The organism is Microbacterium sp. HMH0099, from assembly GCF_049384025.1.
Lineage (GTDB): Bacteria > Actinomycetota > Actinomycetes > Actinomycetales > Microbacteriaceae > Microbacterium.
In genome coordinates, this window is sequence record NZ_JBMRJR010000002.1 from 302,063 (window position 1) to 326,358 (window position 24,296).

Consider the following 24,296-nt stretch of genomic DNA (forward strand, 5'->3'; position numbering starts at 1 on the left):
AACCGTCCTGCGGAGCCCTCACCCGACACGCCGGCCAGGATGCCACCGGCTCGGCGTGTCGCCCCCGAACTCCGCACGACGGTACGAGCCGCCCGGCGAAGGAACTCCGCCGCAACGGCACGGGTTGCGGGGCTAGGACGTCGTCGGCACCCGTCCCCCGCGCGCACGCAGGACGAGGGCGAGGATGAGGACGGCGAGGGCGAAGACGACGTCCAGGGCGAGCCCGGCGAGCAGCTCGTCGCGGGCGGCAACGCCCGTCACCGAGACGACGCCGCCGATGACGATGACCCCGAACGACAGCGCGAGCTGCTGGGCGGTGCTGAACATCCCGCCGGACAGGCCCGCCGCCTCGACCGGCACCTCGCGGACGACCAGCTGCGTCAGCGGCGAGAAGATCAGCGCCTGACCGACCCCGAGCACGACGAGGGCCGGCTGCAGCCAGAGCCCGATCGCCGGAACCCACGCGACGAGAAGCGTGCTCGCCATCCCGAGGAGCGCGACGATCTGCAGCGACACCCCCAGGACGAGAGTCGCATCCCCCCACCGGGCCTGCACGCGGGCGACCGACAGCGACACGACCGCGAACACCACGGCGAACGGCAGCAGGGCCATCCCCGCCTGCAGCGACGTAAGTCCCCCGGCCTCGACGGCGCGCGGGAAGACGTACAGCAGCGCCGAGTATCCGGCGAAGAACAGGGCAGCGGCGAGCAGGCCGAGCTGCAACGGGCGCAGCCGGAGAAGGCTCGGCGGAAGAAGGGGGGTGCGTCCGGAGCGCTCGACGGCATCCTGGTGCCGCCACATCCCGATGAGCGCGACGACCGCCACCGCCAGCGCGACCAGCACCGGCCACGACCAGCCCCACGCGGGACCGAACGTCAGCGCGACGGAGGCGGCAAGGATGCCGAGAGCCAGCGCGGCCGTGCCGACGAGGTCAATGGCGACGTGCTCGTGCGCGCGGCTGCGCGGTGCGAGCGGCGCGAGGACGATGGCCGCGACCGCGGTCAGTGCCACGACGACGAACACTCCGCGCCATCCGTCGACGGGTCCGAGCGATGCGGCGGCGAGCGCCCCGCCGAGAACCTGCCCCACCGCCGCGCCGATGCCGCCGCTCGCCCCGAAGGCGGCGATCGCCCGCGTGCGCGCGGCGCCCCGCGAGGTGGCCTGGATCGTGCCGAGCACCTGCGGTGTGCAGAGCGCGGCCCCCACGCCCTGTACGAGACGGGCCGCGACGAGCGTCTCCACGGTCGGCGCAAGAGCGCACGCGACCGCCGAGACGAGGAAGAGCAGCATGCCGCCGACGAACAGACGGTGGCGACCGAAGCGGTCGCCGAGCCGCCCGCCCAGCACCAGGAGGACGGCGAACGGGATGCCGTAGGCGGCGATCACGAGCTCGAGGGTGACGTCGTCGGCGCCGAAACGGTCCCGCAGCGTCGGGAGGATGACGGTCACGGCATTGAAGGCGAACGTGCCGACCCCCGGGCCGAGGAGGAACCCCAGGTAGCGCCAGGTCGGCACCGCGTCGAGGGCGGGCGCGGGCGGGACCGGCACGGTGCCGGTACCGGGGTGCGAGGAGGTGGTCATGGTGCCAGCATGGAGGCCGCCGCATCCTGGTACCAGGAGTGCGCTCATCCTGGTACTGACAGCACTCCCCACCGTCGCACGGGCCGCCGGGGGCCGTTCTAGGATCGGGCGGGGAGGTCGAGATGGGTCGTTCCGACGAGGCGCGCGGGGAGTTCGCCGCCTTCCTCCGCAGCCGCCGGGCACGTCTGCAGCCCGTCGACGTCGGCCTGCCCGAGGGCACGCGTCGGCGCGTCGCCGGCCTCCGCCGCGAAGAGGTGGCGCAGCTCGCCGGCGTCGGACTGACCTGGTACACCTGGCTCGAGCAGGGCCGCCCGATCGCCGCGTCCGGACAGGTCGTGACCGCCATCGCGCGGGCGCTGCGCCTCACCGACGACGAGCGCGACCACCTCCTGGCCCTCGCCGGTCTGCCGGTCCCGGACCGCGAGACCCGCCCCTGCACCGCCGCGACGCACCTCGACCTGCTCGAGAAGCTCCTCCCCTACCCCGCGGCGGTCCAGACGGCGCGTTTCGACATCCGCGCGTACAACCGCTCCTACCGGTACCTCTTCGACGACCTCGACGCCGTCCCCGTCGAGCGCCGGAACTGCGCGGTGCTGCTCTTCACGGACGACGCGTGGCAGCGCGCCCACCAGGACCTCGACCGCGCCCAGCGCCGCATCGCCGCCCGCCTGCGCGCGGGGTACGGCCGTCATCACGAGGAGCCGTCCTGGCAGCGTCTCATCGCGGACCTCGAGACGGATTCGCCGCGTTTCGCCGAGCTGTGGCGGCTCGGCGACGTCGGCAGCGAGCGCGCCACCCAAAAGCACCTCGTGAACGACCGCGTCGGCGAGCTGCATCTCGAGATGTCCAGCCTGTGGATCGACGAGGGCCTCGGGGGCCGCGTCGTCTGGTTCAGTCCCCTCGACGCCGCGACCGGCACGCGCCTCGAACGGCTCGCCGCGCTGCAGCCCGAGCAGTCGCCGATCACCGCCGTCGCCTGAGCGTCGCCCTGTCCACCGTCCCGGTCCGGTCCCGCCCGGAACCGTCCTGAGGACCCCGGCCGTGCCCCAGGCACGATCCCCGGAACCGTCCTGCGGACCCAGGGCCCGACACGCCGATACAGGATGCCACCGGCCCGGCGTGTCGCCCCGGAACTCCGCACGACGGAACAGCCGGGCACCCGCGAACGGGCAGCCAGGGCCGGACTCAGGCCAGCGGCTTGACCTCCAGCGACGCGGCGTCGGTGTCGGTCCGGACCGTCGCGAACGACGTGTAACCGTCGGCCGCGGAGCGCTCGAGCAGCGCCTTGAGGTTCTTCGGCCGCTGCTCCAGGCGGACCCGCACCCCGTCGGCGACGAGCCCGGCCTTCAGCCGCAGCAGCTGCGCCAGCGGGACGTCGCGGTCGTGGACCAGCACGACGGCGCGGTCGTCGGAGCCGGCGGCATCCTGAAGCAGGTCCACGATGCGCTCGAACCCGATCGAGAAGCCGACCGCCGGGACCTGCTGCCCGAGGAAACGGCCGATCATGCCGTCGTAGCGTCCGCCGCCGCCGAGCGAGTACTCGACGCTCGGGTGGGCGAGCTCGAAGATCGTGCCCGTGTAGTAGCCCATGCCGCGGACGAGGAACGGGTCGAACACCAGCGGCGCGTCGGCACCGCGCACCGCGGCGACCGTCTCGCCGAGCGCGACGAGGTGGGCGATGACCTCGTCCGGGATGCCGGCGGGAAGCGCCCCGCGGATGCCGTCGTCGTCGAAGCGGGGGGTGGTGGCGGGCCGGTCGAGGTACTCCGCGAAGGCGTCGACGGCCGTGGCGCCGGCCCCGCGGTCGCGCAGCTCCGCGACGACGCCCGAGGCCCCGATCTTGTCGAGCTTGTCGATCGTGATGAGCACGCCCGGACGCTCCTCCGGTACGAAGCCGAACACGTCGAGCATCGCGTCGAGGACGCGACGGTCGTTGACGCGGATCGAGCCGCCCTCCAGACCCAGCGCATCGAGCACGTCGAGGCTGGCCGTCATCAGCTCGGCCTCGGCCCGCGCGGAGGCGTCGCCGATGATGTCGATGTCGCACTGCACGAACTGGCGGTACCGCCCCTTCTGGGGACGCTCGGCACGCCAGACCGGGGCGATCTGAATCGAGCGGAACACCGTCGGCAGCTGCGCGCGGTTCGTCGCGTAGAACCGGGCGAGCGGGACCGTGAGGTCGTACCGCAGCCCCAGATCGGCCAGGGCGGCGGGGTCGTCGGCGGCGGCGCGGATGCCGTCGGCATCCATCCCCCGCTTCAGGATGCTGAACGAGAGCTTCTCGTTGTCGCCGCCGATGCCCGCGTGGAGGCGGTCGTAGTCCTCCATGACCGGGGTCTCGATCTCGTCGAAGCCGTGGACGCGGTAACGCTCGCGGATGACGGCGAGCACGCGCTCGCGGCGGGCCTTGTCGGCGGGGAGGAAGTCGCGCATGCCGCGCGGCGGGTTCACGGATGCCACGGTCCCATTGTTCCAGCCCCCGGACGCCGGGCCGTGCGGGGGCGGTCGGCGGCGGGGGCGGCCGGGGGCCGAGGTCACACGTTCGGCGCGAGATCGCACGCACCGAGGGCGCCAGAACGTGTGACCTCGCGCCGAACGTGCGATCGCGGCAGCGGAGTGCTACGAACCGTGCGGGGGTCAGGCCTCGGCGGCGCGGACGTCGTCGCGGACGGCGCGGAGGCGGCCGCGGAGGGCGCGCTCGGCATCCCAGCCGCGGTCCCGGGCGAGCTGCACGAGCGTGAGGAGCGCGTCGCCGAGCTCCTCCTCGGTCGCCGGATCGGCGAGACGGTGCGACGGCGCCGCGACGCCGACCTGCGCGGCCTTGCCGAGGACCTTCTGCGCGAGGGCGAGCGCGGGCATGTGGTCGCTGACACCGTCGAGCACGCTCGTCCGCTCGCGCTTCTCGGCGGCCTTCGCCGCGTTCCAGTGCACGAGGACCTCTTCGGGAGTGGATGCCACGGCGTCACCGAACACGTGCGGATGACGCCGCGTCATCTTCTCGGTCAACCCGCGCGCCACATCGTCGATGTCGAACGGGTCGTCCGGGTCGCCCGCCGCGATCTCCGCGTGGAAGAGGACCTGCCACAGGAGATCGCCGAGCTCCTCGCGGAGGTCGTCGCGGGTGCCGGCCTCGACCGCGTCGATGACCTCGGCGCTCTCCTCGACGAGGTAGGGCACCAGAGCGCGGTGGTCGATGGTGCGGGTCCAGGCGCAGCGCTCCCGGACGACGCGCATGGTCTCGGCGGCCTCGCGCAGGGCGTCGACGCTCACGGCTGCTCCTCTCCGGGCGGTCGCGCCCGACGGCTCTCGCGGGCCCGGGCGGCGCCGCTGACCCGAGTATCCCCCGCCCGGCCGGCGGCGGCCGCCCGCGCGCTCGCCTAACTCCGGAATCCCCGACCACCCGCCCCGTCCGACCCGCGGAAACCCGCGACCACGCCGCGCCGCGGCCGGCGAGACTCCGGAGTCCGGCGCCGCGGCCGGCACGACAGTGACGGCACCACCCCACCCCGCCGCGGCATACACCGCCCGTCACACGGCGATGAGCGGTCCCGCGACGCCGATATTCTGTGGCGTGTGCGTGAACTGACCCCGACCGAGGCGATCGACCTCGTGGGCCGCTTCGAAGCCGGCCAAGAGCTTCCCGAGCAGATGCGCGCCGACGTGCGCCTGCTCGGCTCCCTGCTCGGCCGTGTGCTGCGAGAGAGCGGCTCCCCCGGACTGTACGACGACGTCGAGCGGCTGCGGACCGCGACGATCCAGGCCTACACCGATGAGACATCGGAGGCGTTCGAGCGGGCCGCCGCCATCGCCGACGGCTTCTCCATCGAGCGGGCCGACGAGGTGGCGCGGGCATTCACCGCCTACTTCCACCTCGTCAACCTCGTCGAGGAGCACCAGCGCGTCCGGATCCTCCGCGAGCGGGGCGACCGGTCCTCCCGCGACGGCGCGCCCGACACCATCGCCGCGGCGTACGAGCGCCTGATCAGCGAGGTCGGCGAGGAGACGGCGCTGCACCGCCTGCAGTCGCTGCGCTTCCACCCCGTCTTCACCGCCCACCCCACCGAGGCCCGGCGCCGCGCGATCTCGACGAGCATCCGCCGCCTGTCCGAGCTGCTGGGCGAGCACGAGGCCGCCGCGGACGAGAGCGCCGAGCGCCGCCGCGCCCAGCGCCGCATGCTCGAGGAGGTGGACACGCTGTGGCGCACCGCCCCGCTGCGGCGCGACAAGCCGTCCCCCGTCGACGAGGTCCGCTCGGTGATGGCCGTCTTCGACGAGACGCTCTACACCGCGGTCCCCCACGTCTACCGCCGCATCGACGACGTCCTCCAGGGCGAGGACGCCGGTGCCCGCGCGCCGATCGTCCGCCCCTTCGTGCGCGTCGGCTCCTGGGTGGGCGGCGACCGCGACGGCAACCCCTTCGTCACGGCATCCGTCACCCGCAAGGCCGCCGCCATCGCGAGCGAGCACGTGCTCCTGGGTCTCGAGCGCACGGCGCAGCGCATCGGTCGCGGACTGACCCTGGATGCCTCGGCGACGCCGCCCAGCGACGAGCTCGTGTCGCTGTGGCACCGTCTCCGCGCCGCTGACGAGGACGCCGCGGCAGAGATCGCCGAGCGCTCCCCCGACGAGCCGCACCGCCGGATCCTGCTGCTGGTCGCCCGCAAGATCGCGGCGACCCGCACGCGCGACGCCGACCTCGCCTACCGCGACCCCGAGCACCTGCTCGCGGACCTCCGCGTCGTCCAGGAGTCGCTCGTCGCCGGCGGCGCCGCCCGCCAGGCCTACGGCGCCCTGCAGCAGCTGCTCTGGCAGGTGGAGACCTACGGATTCCACCTGACCGAGCTCGAGGTGCGCCAGCACTCGGCCGTGCACCGCAAGGTGCTCGACGAGCTGCGCACGGGCGGTGAGCGCAGCGAGCAGACCGAAGAGGTCCTCGAGGTCTTCCGCTCCGTCGCCTACGTGCAGGAGCGTTTCGGTCCGCGCGCGGCCGGCCGCTACATCGTGTCGTTCACGCAGTCCGCGGAGGACCTCGCCAACGTCCACGAGCTCGCCTCCTACGCGATGGGTCCAGGGGTCGCTCCGCCGGTACTCGACGTCATCCCGCTGTTCGAGACGTTCGCGGACCTCCAGGCCGCCCCCGGCATCCTGGCCGAGATCGTCGCGCACCCCGCCTTCGTCAGCCGACTGGATGCCACCGGCCGGCGCCTCGAGGTGATGCTGGGCTACTCGGACTCCTCGAAGGACGTCGGTCCGGTCGCCGCCAACCTCGCGCTGTACGAGGCGCAGGCGAAGATCTCGACGTGGGCCGAGGCCGAGGGCATCGAGCTGACGCTCTTCCACGGTCGCGGCGGCGCCCTCGGGCGCGGCGGCGGTCCCGCCAACTCGGCGATCCTCGCGCAGCCGCCGCACTCGGTCGACGGCCGGTTCAAGCTCACCGAGCAGGGCGAGGTCATCTTCGCGCGCTACGGCGACCCGGACATCGCCATGCGCCACATCGATCAGGTCGCGGCCGCGGTGCTCACGGCATCCTCCCCCTCCATCGAGCGGCGCAACCGCGGAGCCGCGGAGGCCTTCGCGGACGTCGCGAGCACGATGGACGTCGCCTCGCGCGAGCGCTTCTTCGCCCTGGTCAAGGCGCCCGGCTTCGCGCCGTGGTTCGCCACGGTCACCCCGATGGAGGAGCTGGGCCACCTCGCGCTCGGCTCGCGGCCGGCCCGCCGCGGGCTGTCGGTGGAGTCGCTGGAGGACCTGCGGGCGATCCCGTGGGTGTTCTCGTGGACGCAGGCCCGCATCAACCTCGCGGGGTGGTTCGGCCTCGGAACGGCGCTCGACGCCGTCGGTGACGAGCAGCGCCTGCGTGACGCGTACGAGCAGTGGCCGCTGTTCCGCACGATGATCGACAACGTCGCCATGAGCCTGGCCAAGGCCGACGAGCGCATCGCCCGCCGCTACCTCGCGCTCGGCGACCGCGACGACCTGGCCGCGCTGGTGATGGACGAGATGCTCCTCACCCGTTCGTGGGTCGAGCGCATCACGGGCGGCGACCTGCTGGGCAACAAGCCGGTGCTGCAGCGCGCGGTGAAGATGCGCAGCCCGTACGTCGACGCCCTGTCGCTCCTGCAGCTCCGCGCCCTGCGGGCCCTGCGCGACACGACCCCGGATGCCACCCCCGACGCCGAGCATCAGCGGCTCCTGCTGCTGTCGGTCAGCGGTGTGGCCGCGGGACTGCAGAACACCGGCTGAGCGGCATCCCTCCCACGATGGAGCGCCGGCCCCCTCGGGTGCCGGCGCTCCGTCGTCTCCGCGGGGCGGTCAGGACGCGGTCGACACCTCTGCCGACGCCGGCTGCGGCAGCGGCCAGAGGGCGTCGAGCAGCTGACGGACCCAGTCGATCAGGTTCGCGTCGCCGGCGTCCTGCGGCAGGGGCACGACCATGGCGTCGCCGCCCGCGACGAGCTTGGCCTTGGGGTACAGCCGCTGCAGGCGCACCCGCATGGAGTCCGGCAGGTTCGCCGGGGCGACGCGGAGGTTCGGTCCCATTGCCACGACGTCGGCGAGTCCGGCCTGCGCGGCACGGCGACGCAGGCGGGCGACCGCGACGAGCCCCTCCACCTCGGCGGGCGGCTCACCGTAACGGTCGCGCAGCTCCTCGACGACGAGGTCGATCGCGTCGTCCTTGGCGGTGGCGGATGCCGCGGCGGACAGCTTCTGGTACGCCTCCAGCCGCAGGCGCTCGCTGTCGATGTAGAACTCGGGCAGGCGGGCGTCGACCGGCAGCTCCAGACGCAGCTCGGTCGGACCCTCGACGTCGTCGCCGCGAAAAGTCGCGACGGCCTCGCCGATCATGCGCAGGTACAGGTCGAAGCCGACGCCCGCGATGTGTCCGGCCTGCTCGGCGCCGAGCAGGTTGCCGGCGCCGCGCAGCTCGAGGTCCTTCAACGCGACCTGCATGCCGCTGCCGAGGTCGTTGTTGACCGCGATCGTCTCGAGGCGGTCCGCCGCGGTCTCGGACAGCGGCTTCATCTCGTCGTACAGGAAGTACGCGTACGCCCGGTCACGACCGCGGCCCACGCGCCCGCGCAGCTGGTGCAGCTGCGACAGGCCATACTTGTCGGCGCGGTCGATGATGATCGTGTTGGCGTTGGAGATGTCGAGACCGGTCTCGATGATGGTGGTCGACACGAGCACGTCCGCCCGCCGCTCCCAGAAGTCGTCGACGACCTGCTCCAGCGCGTGCTCGCCCATCTGCCCGTGGGCGACGACGATCCGCGCCTCGGGGACGAGCTCGGCGAGGTGCGCCGCGACCCGCTGGATCGACGAGACGCGGTTGTGCACGTAGAAGACCTGGCCCTCGCGCAGCAGCTCGCGACGGATCGCCGCCGCGATCTGCTTGTCGTTGTTCGGGCCGACGTACGACAGGATCGGGTGCCGGTCCTCGGGCGGGGTGGCCAGCGTCGACATCTCCCGGATGCCGGTGACCGCCATCTCGAGCGTGCGCGGGATCGGGGTGGCGCTCATGGCGAGGATGTCGACGTTCGTCTTCAGCTTCTTCAGCGCGTCCTTGTGCTCGACGCCGAAGCGCTGCTCCTCGTCGATGATCATCAGGCCGAGGTCCTTGAAGATCACCTTCTCGGTCAGGATGCGGTGCGTGCCGATGACCATGTCGACGGTGCCGTCGGTGAGACCCGCGAGCGTGGCCTTGGCCTCCTTGTCGCTCTGGAAGCGCGAGAGCGGCCGCACCGTCACCGGGAAGCCGGCGAACCGTTCGGCGAAGGTCTCGAGGTGCTGCTTGACGAGCAGCGTCGTCGGCACGAGCATCGCGACCTGCTTGCCGTCCTGGATCGCCTTGAACGCGGCGCGGACGGCCACCTCCGTCTTGCCGAAGCCGACGTCGCCGGACAGCAGCCGGTCCATCGGGATCGGCTTCTCCATGTCGGCCTTGATCTCGTCGATCGTCTGGAGCTGGTCCTGCGTCTCCGCGAACGGGAACGCCTCCTCCAGCTCGCGCTGCCACGGGGTGTCGGGGCCGAAGGCGTACCCCTTGGATGCCATCCGCGCCGAGTACAGCTTCACCAGCTCGACCGCGATGTCGCGGACGGCCTTGCGCGCACGGCCCTTGGCGGCGGCCCAGTCGCTGCCGCCCATCTTCGACAGCGTCGGCATCTCGCCGCCGACGTACTTCGACAGCAGGTCGAGCTGGTCGGTGGGGACGAACAGCTTGTCGCCCGGGTAGCCGCGCTTGGAGGGCGCGTACTCGAGGACGAGGTACTCCTTCGTCGTCTTGACGGCGTTGCGCCCGCCGCTGGACACCTCCCGCTGCGTCAGCTCGATGAACTTGCCGATGCCGTGCGTCGCGTGCACGACGACGTCGCCGGGCTTCAGCTGCAGCGGGTCGACGACGTTGCGGCGGCGGGAGGCGAGCTTCTTCGCGCCGCGGTTGTCGGTGCCGACGGACCGGCCGTAGAACTCGGTCTCGGTGATGACGGCGAACTTCGCCTCGGTCAGTTCGAAGCCGCGCTCCAGCGAGGCGCACACGACGTGCGCGACGCCGGGCTCGGGCGGGGTGAGGACGGTGTCCACGCGGCGGGCGGCGATCTCGCGCTCGGCGAGGACGTCCCGCGCGCGGTCGACCATCCCGGGGCCGGATGCCGTGACGACGACCGACCACCCCTCGGCCAGGAGCGTGCCGACGTGGGCGGTGGCGCCCTCGACGTTGCCCTGGAACGACGGGACCGGGTCGGCCTTGATGCGGTGCGCGGCGTCGTCGCCGGCGATGAGGCCCTCGTCCTCGGCATCCGCCGCCCCGGAGTCGAACGCGCTCAGCTGCCACCACACGCCGCCGCGCCCCGAGGCGATCTCGTGCAGGTCCGCGAGGGTCACGAAGTCGCCGGCACCGAGGTCGACGGGCGTGTCCGCACCGGCGGTCGCCGCGGACCACGCCGCCTCCAGGAACTCGCGGTTCGTGTCGCCGAGGGTGGTGGCGCGGGCGCGGGAGCGCTCGGGGTCGACGAGGGCCACGGCGCTGCCGCCGGGGAGGTAGTCGGCGAGGGTGACGATGCGGTCGACGAGCACCGGGATGAGCGACTCCATGCCCTCGGCGGGGATGCCCTCGGCCATCTTCTCCAGCAGCTGACGCAGACCCGGGTAGCCGTCGCGCAGCTCGGCGGCGCGCGCGCGCACCGCGGGGGTGAGCAGCAGCTCGCGGCTGGGCACGAGCGACACCGCCGTGACCTCGCCGGGGAGGGAGCGCTGGTCGGCGACGGAGAACGCGCGGATCTGGTCGACCTCGTCGCCGAAGAACTCGATGCGGTAAGGGTGGTCGGCGACCGGCGGGAAGACGTCGAGGATGCCACCGCGCACCGCGAACTCCCCGCGACGCGACACCATGTCGACGCGGTGGTACGCGAGCTCGACGAGGCGGGTGAGGACGTCCTCGAGCTCCTGGCCGCGCGCGCCGACGGCGAGGTCGATCGGCGCGACGTCGCCGAGGCCGCCCGCGAGCGGCTGCAGGGCGCTGCGCACCGACGCGGTGATGACGAGGGGCGCCTGCCCGTCCCACGCGGCGATCCGCCGCAGGACGTCGAGGCGACGGCCGACGGTCTCGGGGCTCGGGCTGAGCCGCTCGTGCGGCAGCGTCTCCCACGCGGGGAAGTGCAGCACCTGCGCGCCGGGGAGCACCGCCTCCAGGGCCGGTCCGAGCGCCTCAGCGCGGCGGCCCGTCGGAGCGACGACCAGCACCGCCCCGGGGGCGCCCGCGGCACAGCGGCGCTCCAGGAGGCCGGCGATGACGGGGGCGTCCAGCCCGTCGACGAGGGAGAGGGACAGGTCGGCGGATGCCGCGGAGGCGGCTTCCCGGTACGACTCAGCCTGCTCGAGGGCGCGAACTATCCCGGGAACTGTCACTCGAAGGAGTCTACGCCGGGGGTACGACACGGAGGCCGGGACCGCCGCCTCCCTGGCCGGACGGGCAGCGTTCCGTCGGCTGCGTGCGCCGGGGATCGCGCGGCCGGGCCTCGCCGCTGTCGGGGACGCGCGGGGCTCTCGTAGGCTGAACCGCATGTCCGCACCGCACGCGCCCGGCCCGTCCGACGGCGTCTCGTTCGCCGCCCCGCACGTGCCGCCGCCGACCGGCACGCTCGTCGGACCGCCGGAGACGCGGCGGCGCCGCCGGCCGCTCGGCCGCATCGCGCTGGTGCTGGCCCTCGTGGCGGGCGTCCTCGCTCCCGCGGTCGCCGGTCTCGCCTCGTTCCGGGTGGCGCGCGGGGCGGGGGGCGAGTTCCTCGCCCGCGGCGGGACGAGCGTCGACTGGCGCGTCCTCTCCCCCGTCCGCGATCTCGTGCTGGTCGCCGAGGCGTCGTTCTGGGCGGCGACGGTGCTGGGGGTCGCAGCCCTCGTGGTGGGCATCGTCGCGACCGCCCGCGGGCTGGGACGCGGCGCCGGGATCACGGCCATCGTGCTCTCCGTCCTCGGCCCGCTCGTCTTCTCCGTGTGCGTGGCGCTGGCGCTGTTCGCGGGCGCCGCGACCGTCTCCGCCGGCGGGGGCAGTCCGATCTGACCGGCGGCATCGACCGTCTCCGCCGGCGGGGGCAGTCCGATCTGACCGGCGGCATCGACCGGGCGCTACCGCTCCGCGCGGGCCCTCGTCCACCCCCGGATCCGCAGTGACCCGCGTCCCTAGACTCACCTCACCTGGCGCGCGTGCGCCGCCGAGACGAAGGAGGACCGCCATGAGCACTCCCCCACCCGCCCCCGAGCCCTACGACGCGCGCTCCGGCGCCCCGCAGTACGCCCCGCCCGTCAACGACTACGCGCAGCCGGCACACACCAAAGGCGGGCGCGGACTCGGCCTGATCGCCTTCCTGGCCGCTCTCGCGGGCGCCGTGATCGGCTCGATCCTCGGCTTCGTCGGCGGGATGCAGAGCGGGTCGCTGGCCCAGTACGTCGACATCACGGGTACGACCCAGGTGGACCCGAACACGATCCCGCCCGAGGGTCAGAATGCCGCCGTCGTCGGCGGCATCCTCACCCTCGTCGCTTTCCTCGTGTGGGGCGCGCTGGCGCTGTGGGGCCTCATCCAGGGCATCATCGCCGCCGTCAAGAACCGCGGTCGCGGCTGGGGCATCGCCGCGATCATCGTGGCCGTGATCGGCATCGGCGCGGTGCTGACCTTCACGTCGATCGGCGTGGCCGTCGGCGCCGGGCCGTACCTCGGGAACATGTGACGGACGCCACGACACGAGGACGCCCCCGGCCGATCGGTCGAGGGCGTCCTCGTGTCGTAGAGGAGGTGCGTCGTCAGGCGCGCGGCGCGTGGAAACGCTGCTGAGCGGCCAGCAGACCCTCGGACACCACCTGCTCGACCGCGTCCGCGGCATCCGAGACGAGGATGGGCAGGTTCGGCCGCTCGGTCGCGCCGAACGGGTCCAGGACCCAGTCGGCCGGGTCCTGACGGCCCGCGGGACGACCGATGCCGACACGGACGCGGGGGAACTCGGGGGTGCCGAGCGCCTTCGCCACATCACGGACCCCGTTGTGGCCGCCGTGACCGCCGCCGGTCTTCAGCTTGATCGTGTCGAACGGGATGTCCAGCTCGTCGTGGACGACGATCACGCGCTCCGGGTCGACCCCGTAGAACTTCGCCAGGCCGGCGACCGGTCCGCCGGAGACGTTCATGAAGCTGTTCGGCTTGGCGAGGACCATCTTGTCCGCGCCGGGCCGTAGCCACGTCTCGACGACGCGGGCGTTCGCCTTGTGCGCGCGGAACGTCTCGCTGCGGCGCGCGGCGAGCTCGTCCATCACCATCTGCCCGACGTTGTGCCTCGTCGCCTCGTATCGCGGGCCCGGGTTGCCCAGACCCACGATCAACCACGTCTGTGCCATGGCATCCATCCTCCTCGATCCTCCGCGGGACCGCCGACCGGCGGAAACGGAAAGGGGGCGCCCGTAGGCACCCCCTCGACGCGGTCGACCGCTCGCGCGGCCGGACGACGTCAGTTCTCGTCGTCGCCCTCGGCGGCGGACTCGGCCTCTTCGGACTGCTCCTCGGCGACCTCGGCGTCGGCCTCGGCGATCTCCTCGTCCGCGGCGATGGTCGCGAGCGGGATCGAGACGGCCACGATGAGCTGCTCGGCGTCGCCCGTCAGGACGGCGCCGCGGGGCAGGTCGAGCTGGCCGGCGGTGATCTGCGTGCCGTCCTCGGCACCCTCGACCGACACCTCGATGTTCTGCGGGATGTGGGTGGCCTCGACCTCGAGCGCGACGGTCGTGTTCTCGAGCGTGGCGATCGTGCCGGCGAAGGGCTCGCCCGTGACGACGACGGGGACGTCGACGGCGACCTTCTCGCCCTGGCGGACGACGAGCAGGTCGATGTGCTCGATGATCTGGTGCACCGGGTCCTTCTGCACGTCCTTGACCAGGACGAGCTGGCTCTTGCCGGCGATGTCGAGGTCGAGCAGCGCGTTGGCGCGGCGGATGAGCAGCGCGACCTGGTGGCCCGGCAGCGCGACGTGCTGCGGGTCGGTGCCGTGACCGTAGATGACGGCGGGGATCTTGCCCGCGGCGCGCAGACGGCGGGCGAAGCCCTTGCCGAAGTTCTCGCGGACCTCGGCGACGACCTTGTTGTCTTCCGACATGATGTTCTCCTCGCGGGCGCGCGGCCCGCAGCTTGGTGGACGGGCGAGGCCCGCACGTATGTGGTCTGGATTCGACTCGAACGCGAGCGCGTGAGGAAAGCCGGGAGCCTGCATCACCGCGTCGATCACGGACACCGTCGGCACCCCGCCCGGGGCGCACGACGAGGAGTCCCTCGCCGAAGTTCGCCCCGAGTCTACCAGCGACCGGGGGCGGACTTCGACCCGACCCCGCTCCGCCCGCTCCGGCGCGGCCGCGGCGCGCGACCCCGGTAGGATCGACGGGCATTCCCTACCGGAGGACCTCCATGGACAGCGGCTTCTTCTCCCACGTCATGATCGTCGTCGTCGGCGCGATCGCGACCCTCGGCGGCATCGGCCTGATCGGCGCCCTCGTCTCCCTCGGCCGCACGGCCGCGTACAAGAAGCACTGACGCCCGACCCCACTCCCCCGCGCTGACTCGGCGCGAATGCACGCCGTGGCCCCGCTTTCGCGTACATCTGCGACAAGTCACGGCTGAGGTGCCCCGCGCTGACTCGGCGCGAATGCACGCCCCAGCACCGCTTTCGCGTACATCTGCGACAAGTCACGGCTCGGGAGTCCCCGGCGGGGGTCAGGACGTGAGCGTGCGCAGCGTCATCCCTCCGACGACGACCTCGACCACGGCGCCCGGCGCGATCGGGGCCGCCGAGAACGGTGCACCCGTCATCACCACGTCCCCCGGACCGAGCGGGAGCCACCGCGCCACGTAGGCCAGGGTTCCCCGGATGCCGCTCGGCAACCGCGCCGCCGACGTCTCGGCCACGCGCACCCCGTCCACGACGAGGGCCATCGCCAGGTCGTCGTCGATCGAGACCGCGGTGTCGATCACGGGACCGAGCGGGGTGTAGCCGACACCCGCCTTCGACTCGAAGTTGCGGGGGTCCGACGCCGTCCGGTCGGGGCTGGACAGGTCGTTCACCGCGGTGAGGCCGAGCACGTACTCGTGGGCGTTCTCGGCGGTCAGGCCGGTCGTGTCCCGACCGATCACGACCGCGACCTCCGCCTCGGCCACCGTCGTCCCGGCATCCCGTCGGAGAGCGACGTGCGCCGAGGGGCCGATCACGGTCCGCGGACTCTTCAGCCAGGCCTGCACGGGGGACGCGTGAGCCGGGCCGTTCTGCGCGATCCCCACGATCACGGTCGGCATCGCCGGGGCGACGAGCGTCCCCTGCACCGCGTCTCCGACGTCCTGGGCCGCGCGTCCGGCCGCGAACGCCGCGTACGGATCCTCGATCGGCACGAACCCGCCGTCGTCGTCGAGACGCACCGTCAGGGTCCCGGCATCCGTGTCCACCCGCCCGATCAGCACGGGACCGCCGCCGATCGCTCCGGAGCCGGCGCGCTCACCGGATCGTCCGAACGGTCACGGTGGTGGCGTCCACGCCCTCGCCGGCCTCCTCGCGCGACACCTTGATCGCGTCGTCGGTGCGCGTCAGGTCGCGCCGGAGGGTCTCGGGGACGAGGAAGGTCGACGCGGTCGTGATGAGGGCGAGCGTGGCCATGTAGATCGCCAGCAGCAGCCAGTTCGCCCCGCTCACGGCGATGATGTACGCGCCGAGGACACCGGCCAGTCCGCCCGCGAGCACCGCGGAGATCTCGCGCGCCATCGCGACGCCGAGGTAGCGGTGGCGGTTGCCGAACAGCTCGGGCAGCATCGCGCACTGCGGGCCGAGCATGGAGTTGACGGCCACGCCAATTCCGACGGCGACGACGGCGATCGTGACCGGGTAGCTTCCGAGCGAGATGAGCCACCACGCGGGGAAGGTGAAGACCAGCATGAACACCGCGCCGGCGCGGTAGACCGTCCGACGGCCCATCCGGTCCGACAGCGCGCCGGTCAGCGGCACCGAGAAGATGCCGATGAGGGACCCGAGGGTGACGCCCCAGGTGAGCAGGCTGCGGTCCGCCTGACCGCCGACCGAGGCGACGAAGAACGTCAGCGCGAGCGTGTTGAACATGTACGACCCGCCGTTCTCGGCCATGCGCAGGCCGATGCCGACGATGACGCCCGGCAGACCGCGCGTGAAGATGTCGCGGACCGGGCGTTCGGCGATCTGCTCGCTCTTCTCGAGCTCGATGAAGGTCGGCGTCTCGCGCAGGCGCACGCGGATGAACAAGGCGATGAGGATGAGCATGAACGACGCCAGGAACGGGACGCGCCAGCCCCACGTGAGCAGCTGGTCCTCGGGCAGCAGCGAGATGAGGGCGAAGACGACCGCGGCCAGAAGGGTGCCGGCCTGGATGCCGATGAAGGGCAGAGCGGCGAAGAAACCGCGACGCTTCACGGGGGCGTACTCGGCCATGAGCACGGTCGCGCCGGCCTGCTCGGCGCCGGCGCCGAAGCCCTGCAGCAGGCGCATGATGACGAGGAGGATGGGCGCCGCGACCCCGATGGCCGAGTACGTCGGCAGCAGCCCGATCGCCGTGGACGCGCCGCCCATGAGCAGGATCGTGATGACGAGCACCCACTTGCGTCCGAGCTTGTCGCCGAGGACGCCGAAGAACAGACCGCCGAACGGCCGGGCCAGGAAGCCGACGCCGTAGGTCGCGAAGGCGGCCACCGTGGCGAGGGCGGGGTCGTCCTGTGGGAAGAAGAGGACGTTGAAGATCAGCGCCGTGGACAGCCCGTACAACGCGAAGTCGAAGTACTCCAGGGCGCTGCCGATGCTCGAGGCGAGGGTCGCGCGGCGCAGATTGGCCGCGTATTCGGGGTCATCCGTCGGCTGCGGCGTCGGTGTGGATGCGGTGGTCACGGCCATCTCCTTCGATCGGCTGGGGTCTTGCGACGAGGTGACTGTACCAACCCAATGGACACGGTTCAATATGTTGAACATAATCTGGCCGCGGTCTCCGCGCCGCGCACGCCGAACGCCGGGCGGGTCAGCGATCGGACGGGACGCCGGGCGTTCGGTCGGAGGGCATATCGACGGCCGTCGGGCCGGTCGACGGGCACCTGCGCGCCGCCCACGGATGGCCGGAGGGACGGCGCTCAGGCCCCGCGGGCCGCGCTGAACGGGTTCGTGAGGGCCCGGGCCGCCTCGCGCAGCGCGGCGCCGACCCGCGCGATGCGCTCGCCGGTGGCATCCGCGACCGGGATGCCGACCCCCAGCGCGAGCTGCGGATCGCCGGGCGCCCAGCCTTCGAGGGGAACGGCCACCCCGACGATGCCGCGGAACGACTCCTCCTCGTCGACGGACCAGCCGCGCTCCCGCGCGGCGTGCAGCTTGGCGATGACCGCGTCGACGTCGACCGTGCTGTGCTCGGTGAGCTGCGGCAGCGGACGGCCCCCACCGAGCAGCGCCCGCACGTCGTCGTCGTCCCGGGTCATGAGCAGGGCGCGTCCCGTGGCCGACAGCGCCGCGGGCAGGCGGGACCCGAGGGGCGTCCCCAGCCGCACCGACCGCGACCCCTCGTACCGCGCGAGGTAGAGCGCGTCGGCGTCGTCGAGCACCGCGACCTGCACGAGCTCGGTCGCCAGGACGGGGGACGTCTCGCACACGGCGTAGAACTCGCGGACCTGGTTGAACTGCGCCGCGAACGCACCCCCGAGCTCGGCGGTGCGGATCCCGAGGCGATAGCCGAGCGGAACCCGCTCGATCATGCGTCCCGCCTCGAGCGAGAGGCACAGGTTCGCCGTCGACGACTTCGCCAGGCCGAGGCCCGCCGCGAGCTCGGTGAGCGTCAGCGCCCGTCCCGCCTCGGCGAGCAGACCCAGAAGACGGATGCCGCGGCCCACCGCCGGAGCCGGATCGCGCGCGACCGCGCTGTCGTCGTCGTCGCTCACCGCGACCTCCCGTTCCGTCGACGCCGCCGCAGCGGCCGAGTCAGTAGAACTCGACCGTATCGACAACGGCCCGCATCGGCTCGCCGTCGAGGAGGCGCGTGGCGTTCTCGGCGAAACGGCGCGCGATGCGCTCCTCCTCCTTGCTGCTGAGCGCGGCCGTGTGCGGGCTGACGAGGACGTTCGGATGCCGCCAGAGCGGCGACTCCGCCGGGAGCGGCTCGACCTCGAACACGTCCAGGGCGGCGAAGGACACCCGCCCGTCGTCGAGGGCGCCGAGGAGGGCCTCCTCGTCGATGACCGTCCCCCGCCCGACACTGGCCACGATGACGCCCGGCTTGACGGCGGCGAGCACCTCGGCGCTGATCAGGTGGTGCGTCTGATCGGTCCCCGGCAGGGTGACGACGACGGCGTCCACCTCGGCCACCGCCGCGACGAGGTCGTCGAGGGGGATGAGCCGGTCGACGCCCTCGACGGGAGCGCCGGAGCGCGTGGTCCCCCAGACGCGGGCCCCGAGGGCGTGGAAGCGCCGCGCGCACTCGGCGCCGATGCCGCCGAGCCCGACGATCAGCACGGTCATCTCGTCGACCTGGCGCATCTCCCAGCGGTCGGTCCAGCTCTTCTCGGCCTGCTGACGCGCGAGCCGCGGGAGGTCCTTCGCCCCGGAGAGCACCCCGAAGACCGCGAACTCGGCGAGCGGTCCGCCGTGCACACCGGCGCTGGTGGTGAAGACCACCCGGTCCAGAGCCGCGCGATCGAGGCCCGCGGCCTTGACCTGCCCGCCTCCCCCCGCGGCCGTCGTCATGACCCAGCGCAGACGAGGGTTCGCGGCGACCGTGCGCGCGAGGGCAGCGGGATCGACGTCGGGGATGCCGAAGAGCGCCTCGGCCGAGTCGACCAGGGCGTCGAAGGCGCGCTGCTCCTCCGCGGTGCGCACGTGCGCCGGATCCCCCGACCAGTCAGCGGGGCCGCGCATGGGGGGCAGGAGAGCGGCGTCGCGGACGACCTCGACCCGCGGCTCCAGCCGTTCGATGAGGCGGCAGTGCTCCTCGCTCAAGGGGACCGCGACCACCGCGCGTAGGCTCTTCGTCGTCGACATCGTCGTCTCTTCCCTCCGCCGCGGGATCGCCGACCACTCGCGGACTGTCTCGAATACCGTTCACCATAGTGAACCCTGTTCAACCTGTTGTCCAGCCGATAGGATCGCGCCATGACCCCGCTCGATGAAGAGACCGGCCCCTCCTCCCCCGCGGACAGCATCCGTCTCGGCGTCTGGGGCCTCGGCGCCATGGGCGAGCCGATGGCGCGGCATCTGCTGACGGCGCGCGGTTCCGTGACGGTCCACGCCCGGCGCGAGCGCCCCGCCCTCAGCGAGGCGGGAGCACTGTGGGCCCAGACCGCTCGTGAGCTGGCCGCGGGCACCGACGCCGTCCTCGTGATGCTGCCCGATCTTCCCCAGCTCGAGGAGCATCTCGACGGTCCCGACGGTCTCCTCGCCGGCATCGACGGCCGCGACTTCCTCCTGATGATCGGCTCCACCGTCTCCCCCGTCGGCGTGCGCGATCTCGCGGGACGCCTTCCCGACGGCATCCGGGTCGTCGACTGCCCCGTCTCGGGCGGGGAGGACGGCGCGAGAGCGGGCACCCTGTCGATCATGCTCGGCGGCGAGCCCGCTGACACCGAGCGGGCGGCCGCGCTGCTGGCCCCCTGCGGCCGCCCCGTGCGCCTCGGGCCCCTCGGCGCGGGCGCGGTGGCGAAGGCGTGCAATCAGATGGTGGTCGCCGCGACGATCCTGGCCCTGGGCGAGGCGACCGAGCTCGCCGCACGCTCCGACGTCGATCCCGCCGCGCTCTGGGAGCTCCTGGCCGGCGGCTACGCGGGCTCGAACCTGCTGGAGAGCCGGCGCGACAAGCTCGTCGCGGGCGACGACTCCCCGAGCGGGATCGCGAGCTACATGGTGAAGGACCTGCGCTTCGCCGCCGACATCGCCGCGGCGACGGACACGCGGCCCGCGCTGCTGCCTGCGCTCCGTGCCGCCTTCGACGAGATCGTCGAACGGGACCTCGGCGAGCGCGACATCGCCGTGACCCGGCGCTTCACCGCCGAGCGCAGCGCGGACTGAATGCGCGGAACGCCCCGGTGCTCGCACGGCGAGGACCGGGGCGTTCTGCGTCAGAGGGCGAAGACGACCTTGCCCGAGCGCTGCGAGTCGCGGGCGGTGGCGAAGGCCTCCTCGGCATCCGTCACCGGGAACTCGTGCGTGAGGGCCGCCTCGATGCCGGGGGTCTCGGCGAGGAGCTGCACCGCGCGGTCGATCTCCTGGTGGAAGCGGAAGGCGCCGAGGTAGCGCACCTCCTTCGAGATGAAGGGCGCGAGGTTCACCGGGCGCGGGTCGTCGGGCAGCATGCCGACCTGGACGACGGTGCCGCCGGGCCGCACGGCCTTCAAGGCGGTCGAGATCGACACGGGCACGCCCGAGCATTCGAGGACGACGGCGTACGCGTTCGGTTCGACCGCGTCGGTGGAGACGTCGATCGTCGCCGCCGCTCCGAGGGCGGTGGCCCGTTCGAGGGGCCCCGCGAGGACGTCGGTCGCGGTGACGCGGGCGCCGGCGGCGACGGCGGCCGCCACCGCCATGAGACCGATGGGCCCGGACCCGGTGACCAGGACGTCCCGCCCCGCGACGTCGCCGGCCTTGCCGAGCGCGTGCAGCGCGACGGCCAGCGGCTCCGCCAGGACGGCGCGGCGCACGGGGAGGTCCGCGGGGAGGACCCGCACCATGTCCGCCTCGACGATCAGGTACTCGGATGCCGCGCCCTGGGTGTGCGGCCAGGTCGAGGCGCTGCCGAGGTAGGAGCCGCCGGGCCAGAGGTGGGGAGCGTCTTCGATGCCCTCGCGGGGCGTGCCGAAGCGCGCGGGGTGCACCGTCACCGGGGTGCCCGCGGCCAGGGCGCCAGAGGGGTCGAGGTCGACCCGCCCGGACAGCTCGTGCCCGGGGACGAGCGGCTCCCGCACGACGAACGCGCCGTTGGCGCCCTCGAAGTAGTAGTGCAGGTCGGATCCGCAGATGCCGACGTACTCCACGCGCAGACGCACCTGCCCCTCCCCCGGTTCGGGGACGTCGACCTCGCGAACGGCGGCGGTGAGCGCCTTCTCGATCACCAGTGACTGCATCATGGTTCCTCTCCGCGGTCAGACGACCGCCGTCATCCCGCCGTCGACGAAGATGTTCTGCCCCGAGACGAAGCTCGACGCGTCCGAGGCGAGGAAGAGCAGCGCCCCGCGGAGCTCGTCGAAATTGCCCCACCGGGCGGCGGGCGTGCGCTGCTCGAGCCAGCGCGTGAACTCGGGATCCTCCACGAGGGCGCGGTTCATCTCCGTCGCGAAGTACCCGGGGCTGAGCGCGTTGACCTGGATGCCGTGGCGAGCGAGATCCGCGGCCATCCCGGCGGTCAGCTGGGCGACGCCGCCCTTCGTCGCCGAGTACGGCGCGATCGTCTGGCGCGCGAGGCGCGACTGCACCGAGGCGACGTTGACGACCTTGCCCGAGCCGCGGGCGACCATCGCGGGCGTGACGAACCGCGAGACGTAGAACACGCCGGACAGGTTCGCCGCGACGATGTCGTCCCAGTCGCTGACGGCGAACTCGTGGATGGGCGCACGGCGCTGGACGCCGGCGTTGTTGACGAGGATCTCGGGAGTGCCGACCTCGGCGAGCAGCGTGCCGACGGCGCTCTCGACGGCCGCGGCGTCGGTCACGTCGAAGGTCACCGCCTGCGCCGGGCGCCCCGAGAGCTCCTCGGCCTCGGCTCGGGTCTGCTCGACCGCGGCCGCGTCGCGGCCGTGCACGATGAGGCGGGCGCCCCCGCGGGCCAGGGTGAGCGCGAGCGCACGGCCCAGGCCGCGGGACGACCCGGTGACGAGGGCCAGGCGGTCGGCGACGTCGAACAGGTCGGCGTTCGAGCCGGTCACAGGACCGCTCCGATCGCGAAGACGAGCAGCGCGGCGGCGAAGCCCAGCACGGACTCGATGGCCTGCTGGACGGTCCACGTCTTCAGCGTCGTCTTGACGTCCATGCCCATGAGGCGGCCGACGAGCCAGAAGCCGGAGTCGTTGACGTGACCGGCGAAGACCGAGCCGGCAGCGGTGGCGATGGTGATCGCGACGACCTGCAGGGGCGAGAAGTCGCCCGCCATGACGGCCGGGGCCGCCAGACCCGCGGCGGTGACGAGGGCCACCGTGGCCGACCCCTGCGCCAGGCGCAGGATCACCGCGATGATGTAGGCCGCCACGATGACCGGGAGACCGAGGTCGCTCAGGCTGTCGGCGAGCGCGTCGCCGATGCCGGAGGCACGGAGCACCGCGCCGAACATGCCGCCGGCGCCGGTGATGAGGATGACCGAGCACACGGGCCCGAGCGCGGAGTCCACGACCTTCTCCAGGGCCGTCCCGTTCTCGCCGCGGCGGAAGCCGAACACGACGGTGGCGACCAGCACGGTGATGAGGAGGGCGACGGGCGAGTTGCCGAGCAGGACGAGCACCTGGATGACGGTGTTCTCGGTGTCGACGACCCCCGCCGAGCCGAGGGTGGTGAGACCGGTGTTGAGGAAGATCAGCAGCATAGGCAGGAGGAGGACCGCGATGACGGTGATCGGCTTCGGCGGGTTGTGGGGCTGGTCGGCGTCGACGTCGCCGAAGAGCGCCGGCACGGGCAGGATGATGCGGCGCGCGACGAACTTGCCCCAGAGGTAACCGGACAGGTACCAGATCGGGAAGGCGATGATGAGGCCGACCAGCAGCACGAGACCGAGGTTCGCGCCGTAGAGCTCGGTGGCGCTGACGGGACCGGGGTGCGGCGGCAGGAAGACGTGCATGACCGAGAACGCGGCGGCGGCGGGCAGACCGAACAGCAGCACGTTGTTCCCCGACACCCGGCGCGCGATGGCGAAGATGATCGGCAGCATCATGACGAGCCCGGCGTCGAAGAACATCGGGAACCCGAGGATCAGCGAGACGATGCCGAGCGCGAAGGGCGCCCGCTTCTCGCCGAAGATACGCACGAACGTCTCGGCGAGCGACTGCGCCCCTCCCGAGTGCTCGATCAGGCGCCCGAGCATCGCGCCGAGGGCCACGAGCAGGGCCACCGTGCCGAGGGTGCCGCCAAATCCTCCGGTGAGCGTCGACACGATGGCCGACACGGGGATGCCGGCGACGAACGCCGTGACGAGCGACACGATGATGAGCGCGAGGAACGCGTGCACCTTCAGCCAGATGATGAGCACCAGGATCAGCGCGATCGCGCCCGCCGCGATGGCGAGCAACGGCGCGGTGCCGAGGGTTTGAGTCCAGTCGTCCAAGAGATCTCCGTCGATAACAGGGGGATGCGCGGCATCGGGCATACTCGGCTCGATCCACGATCGCCGAGGGGGGTTCCGCAGAATCCTCACACAATGATCATATTTTTGACAAGATATGGTCGTATCAAACGACCTAAGGAGGGGTCATGGCAGGCGCGTCGCACGGCACCGTGCTGGATGCCATCGGCATCCGCATCGTCGACGGCGATCTCTCCGCCGGCCAGGTCCTGACCCTCGCCGCCCTCGAGTCCGAGTACGGCGTCTCCCGCACGGTCGTCCGCGAGGCGGTCCGCGTCCTCGAGGCCATGGGCATGCTCGCGCAGCGCCGTCGCGTGGGCATCACCGTGCGTCCGGCCGACGAGTGGAGAGCGCTGGACACCCGCCTGATCGGCTGGCAGCTGGCCGGCCGCCGACGCGATCAGCTCATCGTCAACACGACGGAGCTCCGCGCGGCGATCGAGCCCGTGGCGGCCCGGCTGAGCGCGCGTCGCGCGACCGACGTCCAGCGCGGCGAGATCCTCCGCCTCGCCGACGAGCTCGCGCGCCTCGGAGCGGAGGGACGGGGGAACTCCCCCGAGTACCTGGCGGCCGACATCGCCTTCCACGACCTCATCCTGCTCTCCAGCGGCAACCTCATGCTCGCGGCGGCCCGCGCCCCCATCGCCGCCGCGATCGAGGGCCGCTCCTGGCACGGTCTGACCCCCGGCGTCCCCAACCCTGACGCGCTCGACAACCACATCGCGGCCGCCTCCGCGATCGCCCGCGCCGACGCCGACGCCGCCGAGGAGCACGCGCGCCTCTACGTCGCCGCGGTGCTGAGCGAGGTCCGCCTCACCCTCTGACCCGCCGGCATCGCCGGCCCGCCCCGTCCCCACCCCACCGCCGCTCCCGACGAAGGAAGAGTC

General features: G+C 72.7%; 20 protein-coding genes. 7 read left to right on the top strand and 13 right to left on the bottom strand.

The features are described 5' to 3' along the window. Positions 1–132: 132 nt before the first annotated feature. The gene (locus ACO03V_RS05225) at positions 133–1,581 is read right to left on the bottom strand and encodes an MFS transporter (RefSeq protein WP_423136856.1); all 1,449 of its coding nucleotides are present in this window, start codon (positions 1,579–1,581) and stop codon (positions 133–135) included. Between the two features lie 122 nt (positions 1,582–1,703). Here ACO03V_RS05225 and ACO03V_RS05230 point away from each other — a divergent pair, with 122 nt between their 5' ends. Continuing rightward, positions 1,704–2,561, top strand: a complete 858-nt coding sequence (locus tag ACO03V_RS05230; RefSeq protein ID WP_423136857.1) for a helix-turn-helix transcriptional regulator — start codon at positions 1,704–1,706, stop codon at positions 2,559–2,561. Positions 2,562–2,766: 205 nt separating this feature from the next. Here ACO03V_RS05230 and hisS read toward each other — a convergent pair whose 3' ends face one another. Both hisS and ACO03V_RS05240 read right to left on the bottom strand, forming a co-directional pair. Then, on the bottom strand, positions 2,767–4,014 hold the full coding sequence (gene hisS / locus ACO03V_RS05235) for a histidine--tRNA ligase (protein ID WP_423137124.1): 1,248 nt from the start codon (positions 4,012–4,014) through the stop codon (positions 2,767–2,769). Between the two features lie 204 nt (positions 4,015–4,218). Then, on the bottom strand, positions 4,219–4,815 hold the full coding sequence (locus ACO03V_RS05240) for a MazG family protein (RefSeq protein WP_367727533.1): 597 nt from the start codon (positions 4,813–4,815) through the stop codon (positions 4,219–4,221). Between the two features lie 339 nt (positions 4,816–5,154). Here ACO03V_RS05240 and ACO03V_RS05245 point away from each other — a divergent pair, with 339 nt between their 5' ends. Beyond that, positions 5,155–7,824, top strand: coding sequence for a phosphoenolpyruvate carboxylase (locus tag ACO03V_RS05245; RefSeq protein WP_423136858.1), 2,670 nt, complete (start codon positions 5,155–5,157; stop codon positions 7,822–7,824). Between the two features lie 69 nt (positions 7,825–7,893). Here the strand turns inward: ACO03V_RS05245 and mfd are convergent, their stop codons facing one another. Continuing rightward, the gene (mfd, locus tag ACO03V_RS05250; protein ID WP_423136859.1) at positions 7,894–11,484 is read right to left on the bottom strand and encodes a transcription-repair coupling factor; all 3,591 of its coding nucleotides are present in this window, start codon (positions 11,482–11,484) and stop codon (positions 7,894–7,896) included. A 154-nt stretch (positions 11,485–11,638) separates the two neighbouring features. Between mfd and ACO03V_RS05255 the strand changes: the two genes are divergently transcribed. Next, the gene (locus ACO03V_RS05255) at positions 11,639–12,136 is read left to right on the top strand and encodes a hypothetical protein (protein ID WP_423136860.1); all 498 of its coding nucleotides are present in this window, start codon (positions 11,639–11,641) and stop codon (positions 12,134–12,136) included. Positions 12,137–12,308: 172 nt separating this feature from the next. Continuing rightward, positions 12,309–12,803: a hypothetical protein gene (locus tag ACO03V_RS05260; protein WP_423136861.1), complete on the top strand. Its 495-nt coding sequence runs from the start codon at positions 12,309–12,311 to the stop codon at positions 12,801–12,803. Between the two features lie 73 nt (positions 12,804–12,876). On the opposite strand, the gene pth is transcribed toward ACO03V_RS05260, so the two are convergent. After that, positions 12,877–13,461 (bottom strand): aminoacyl-tRNA hydrolase, encoded by a 585-nt coding sequence (pth, locus tag ACO03V_RS05265; RefSeq protein ID WP_367726381.1) that lies wholly within the window; start codon positions 13,459–13,461, stop codon positions 12,877–12,879. Positions 13,462–13,571: 110 nt separating this feature from the next. Further along, positions 13,572–14,213: a 50S ribosomal protein L25/general stress protein Ctc gene (locus ACO03V_RS05270; RefSeq protein WP_367726380.1), complete on the bottom strand. Its 642-nt coding sequence runs from the start codon at positions 14,211–14,213 to the stop codon at positions 13,572–13,574. Positions 14,214–14,518: 305 nt separating this feature from the next. Here ACO03V_RS05270 and ACO03V_RS05275 point away from each other — a divergent pair, with 305 nt between their 5' ends. Then, positions 14,519–14,644 carry a hypothetical protein gene (locus tag ACO03V_RS05275; protein WP_367726378.1) on the top strand — a complete coding sequence of 42 codons (126 nt, stop codon included), beginning with the start codon at positions 14,519–14,521 and terminating at the stop codon, positions 14,642–14,644. Between the two features lie 180 nt (positions 14,645–14,824). Here ACO03V_RS05275 and ACO03V_RS05280 read toward each other — a convergent pair whose 3' ends face one another. From ACO03V_RS05280 to ACO03V_RS05295, 4 genes are all read right to left on the bottom strand, one after another. Then, positions 14,825–15,562 (bottom strand): fumarylacetoacetate hydrolase family protein, encoded by a 738-nt coding sequence (locus ACO03V_RS05280; protein ID WP_423136862.1) that lies wholly within the window; start codon positions 15,560–15,562, stop codon positions 14,825–14,827. A 34-nt stretch (positions 15,563–15,596) separates the two neighbouring features. Next, the gene (locus ACO03V_RS05285) at positions 15,597–17,012 is read right to left on the bottom strand and encodes an MFS transporter (protein ID WP_423136863.1); all 1,416 of its coding nucleotides are present in this window, start codon (positions 17,010–17,012) and stop codon (positions 15,597–15,599) included. Positions 17,013–17,242: 230 nt separating this feature from the next. Beyond that, the gene (locus ACO03V_RS05290; RefSeq protein WP_423136864.1) at positions 17,243–18,037 is read right to left on the bottom strand and encodes an IclR family transcriptional regulator; all 795 of its coding nucleotides are present in this window, start codon (positions 18,035–18,037) and stop codon (positions 17,243–17,245) included. A gap of 40 nt (positions 18,038–18,077) precedes the next feature. Continuing rightward, the gene (locus ACO03V_RS05295) at positions 18,078–19,133 is read right to left on the bottom strand and encodes a D-2-hydroxyacid dehydrogenase (RefSeq protein WP_423136865.1); all 1,056 of its coding nucleotides are present in this window, start codon (positions 19,131–19,133) and stop codon (positions 18,078–18,080) included. A gap of 111 nt (positions 19,134–19,244) precedes the next feature. Here ACO03V_RS05295 and ACO03V_RS05300 point away from each other — a divergent pair, with 111 nt between their 5' ends. Then, on the top strand, positions 19,245–20,156 hold the full coding sequence (locus ACO03V_RS05300; RefSeq protein ID WP_423136866.1) for an NAD(P)-dependent oxidoreductase: 912 nt from the start codon (positions 19,245–19,247) through the stop codon (positions 20,154–20,156). Between the two features lie 50 nt (positions 20,157–20,206). Here ACO03V_RS05300 and ACO03V_RS05305 read toward each other — a convergent pair whose 3' ends face one another. Genes ACO03V_RS05305 through ACO03V_RS05315 form a run of 3 tightly spaced genes read right to left on the bottom strand, consistent with a single transcriptional unit; the run spans position 20,207 to position 23,391 of the window. Beyond that, positions 20,207–21,208 (bottom strand): zinc-binding dehydrogenase, encoded by a 1,002-nt coding sequence (locus tag ACO03V_RS05305; protein WP_423136867.1) that lies wholly within the window; start codon positions 21,206–21,208, stop codon positions 20,207–20,209. 18 nt (positions 21,209–21,226) lie between these two features. After that, positions 21,227–22,006: an SDR family oxidoreductase gene (locus ACO03V_RS05310; protein ID WP_423136868.1), complete on the bottom strand. Its 780-nt coding sequence runs from the start codon at positions 22,004–22,006 to the stop codon at positions 21,227–21,229. Next, on the bottom strand, positions 22,003–23,391 hold the full coding sequence (locus ACO03V_RS05315; protein WP_367726370.1) for a GntP family permease: 1,389 nt from the start codon (positions 23,389–23,391) through the stop codon (positions 22,003–22,005). The genes ACO03V_RS05310 and ACO03V_RS05315 overlap by 4 nt, the downstream gene beginning before the upstream one ends. A 146-nt stretch (positions 23,392–23,537) precedes the next feature. On the opposite strand from ACO03V_RS05315, the gene ACO03V_RS05320 reads away from it, so the two are divergent. Continuing rightward, positions 23,538–24,233: a FadR/GntR family transcriptional regulator gene (locus tag ACO03V_RS05320; protein WP_367726369.1), complete on the top strand. Its 696-nt coding sequence runs from the start codon at positions 23,538–23,540 to the stop codon at positions 24,231–24,233. Positions 24,234–24,296 lie beyond the last annotated feature (63 nt).

Coding starts and splice junctions, on each gene's coding strand:
- ACO03V_RS05225 (WP_423136856.1), bottom strand. CDS start 1,581: ATGACCACCTCCTCGCACCCCGGTACCGGCACCGTGCCGGTCCCGCCC.
- ACO03V_RS05230 (WP_423136857.1), top strand. CDS start 1,704: ATGGGTCGTTCCGACGAGGCGCGCGGGGAGTTCGCCGCCTTCCTCCGC.
- hisS (WP_423137124.1), bottom strand. CDS start 4,014: ATGCGCGACTTCCTCCCCGCCGACAAGGCCCGCCGCGAGCGCGTGCTC.
- ACO03V_RS05240 (WP_367727533.1), bottom strand. CDS start 4,815: ATGCGCGTCGTCCGGGAGCGCTGCGCCTGGACCCGCACCATCGACCAC.
- ACO03V_RS05255 (WP_423136860.1), top strand. CDS start 11,639: ATGTCCGCACCGCACGCGCCCGGCCCGTCCGACGGCGTCTCGTTCGCC.
- ACO03V_RS05260 (WP_423136861.1), top strand. CDS start 12,309: ATGAGCACTCCCCCACCCGCCCCCGAGCCCTACGACGCGCGCTCCGGC.
- pth (WP_367726381.1), bottom strand. CDS start 13,461: ATGGCACAGACGTGGTTGATCGTGGGTCTGGGCAACCCGGGCCCGCGA.
- ACO03V_RS05270 (WP_367726380.1), bottom strand. CDS start 14,213: ATGTCGGAAGACAACAAGGTCGTCGCCGAGGTCCGCGAGAACTTCGGC.
- ACO03V_RS05275 (WP_367726378.1), top strand. CDS start 14,519: ATGGACAGCGGCTTCTTCTCCCACGTCATGATCGTCGTCGTCGGCGCG.
- ACO03V_RS05285 (WP_423136863.1), bottom strand. CDS start 17,012: ATGGCCGTGACCACCGCATCCACACCGACGCCGCAGCCGACGGATGAC.
- ACO03V_RS05295 (WP_423136865.1), bottom strand. CDS start 19,133: ATGTCGACGACGAAGAGCCTACGCGCGGTGGTCGCGGTCCCCTTGAGC.
- ACO03V_RS05300 (WP_423136866.1), top strand. CDS start 19,245: ATGACCCCGCTCGATGAAGAGACCGGCCCCTCCTCCCCCGCGGACAGC.
- ACO03V_RS05305 (WP_423136867.1), bottom strand. CDS start 21,208: ATGCAGTCACTGGTGATCGAGAAGGCGCTCACCGCCGCCGTTCGCGAG.
- ACO03V_RS05320 (WP_367726369.1), top strand. CDS start 23,538: ATGGCAGGCGCGTCGCACGGCACCGTGCTGGATGCCATCGGCATCCGC.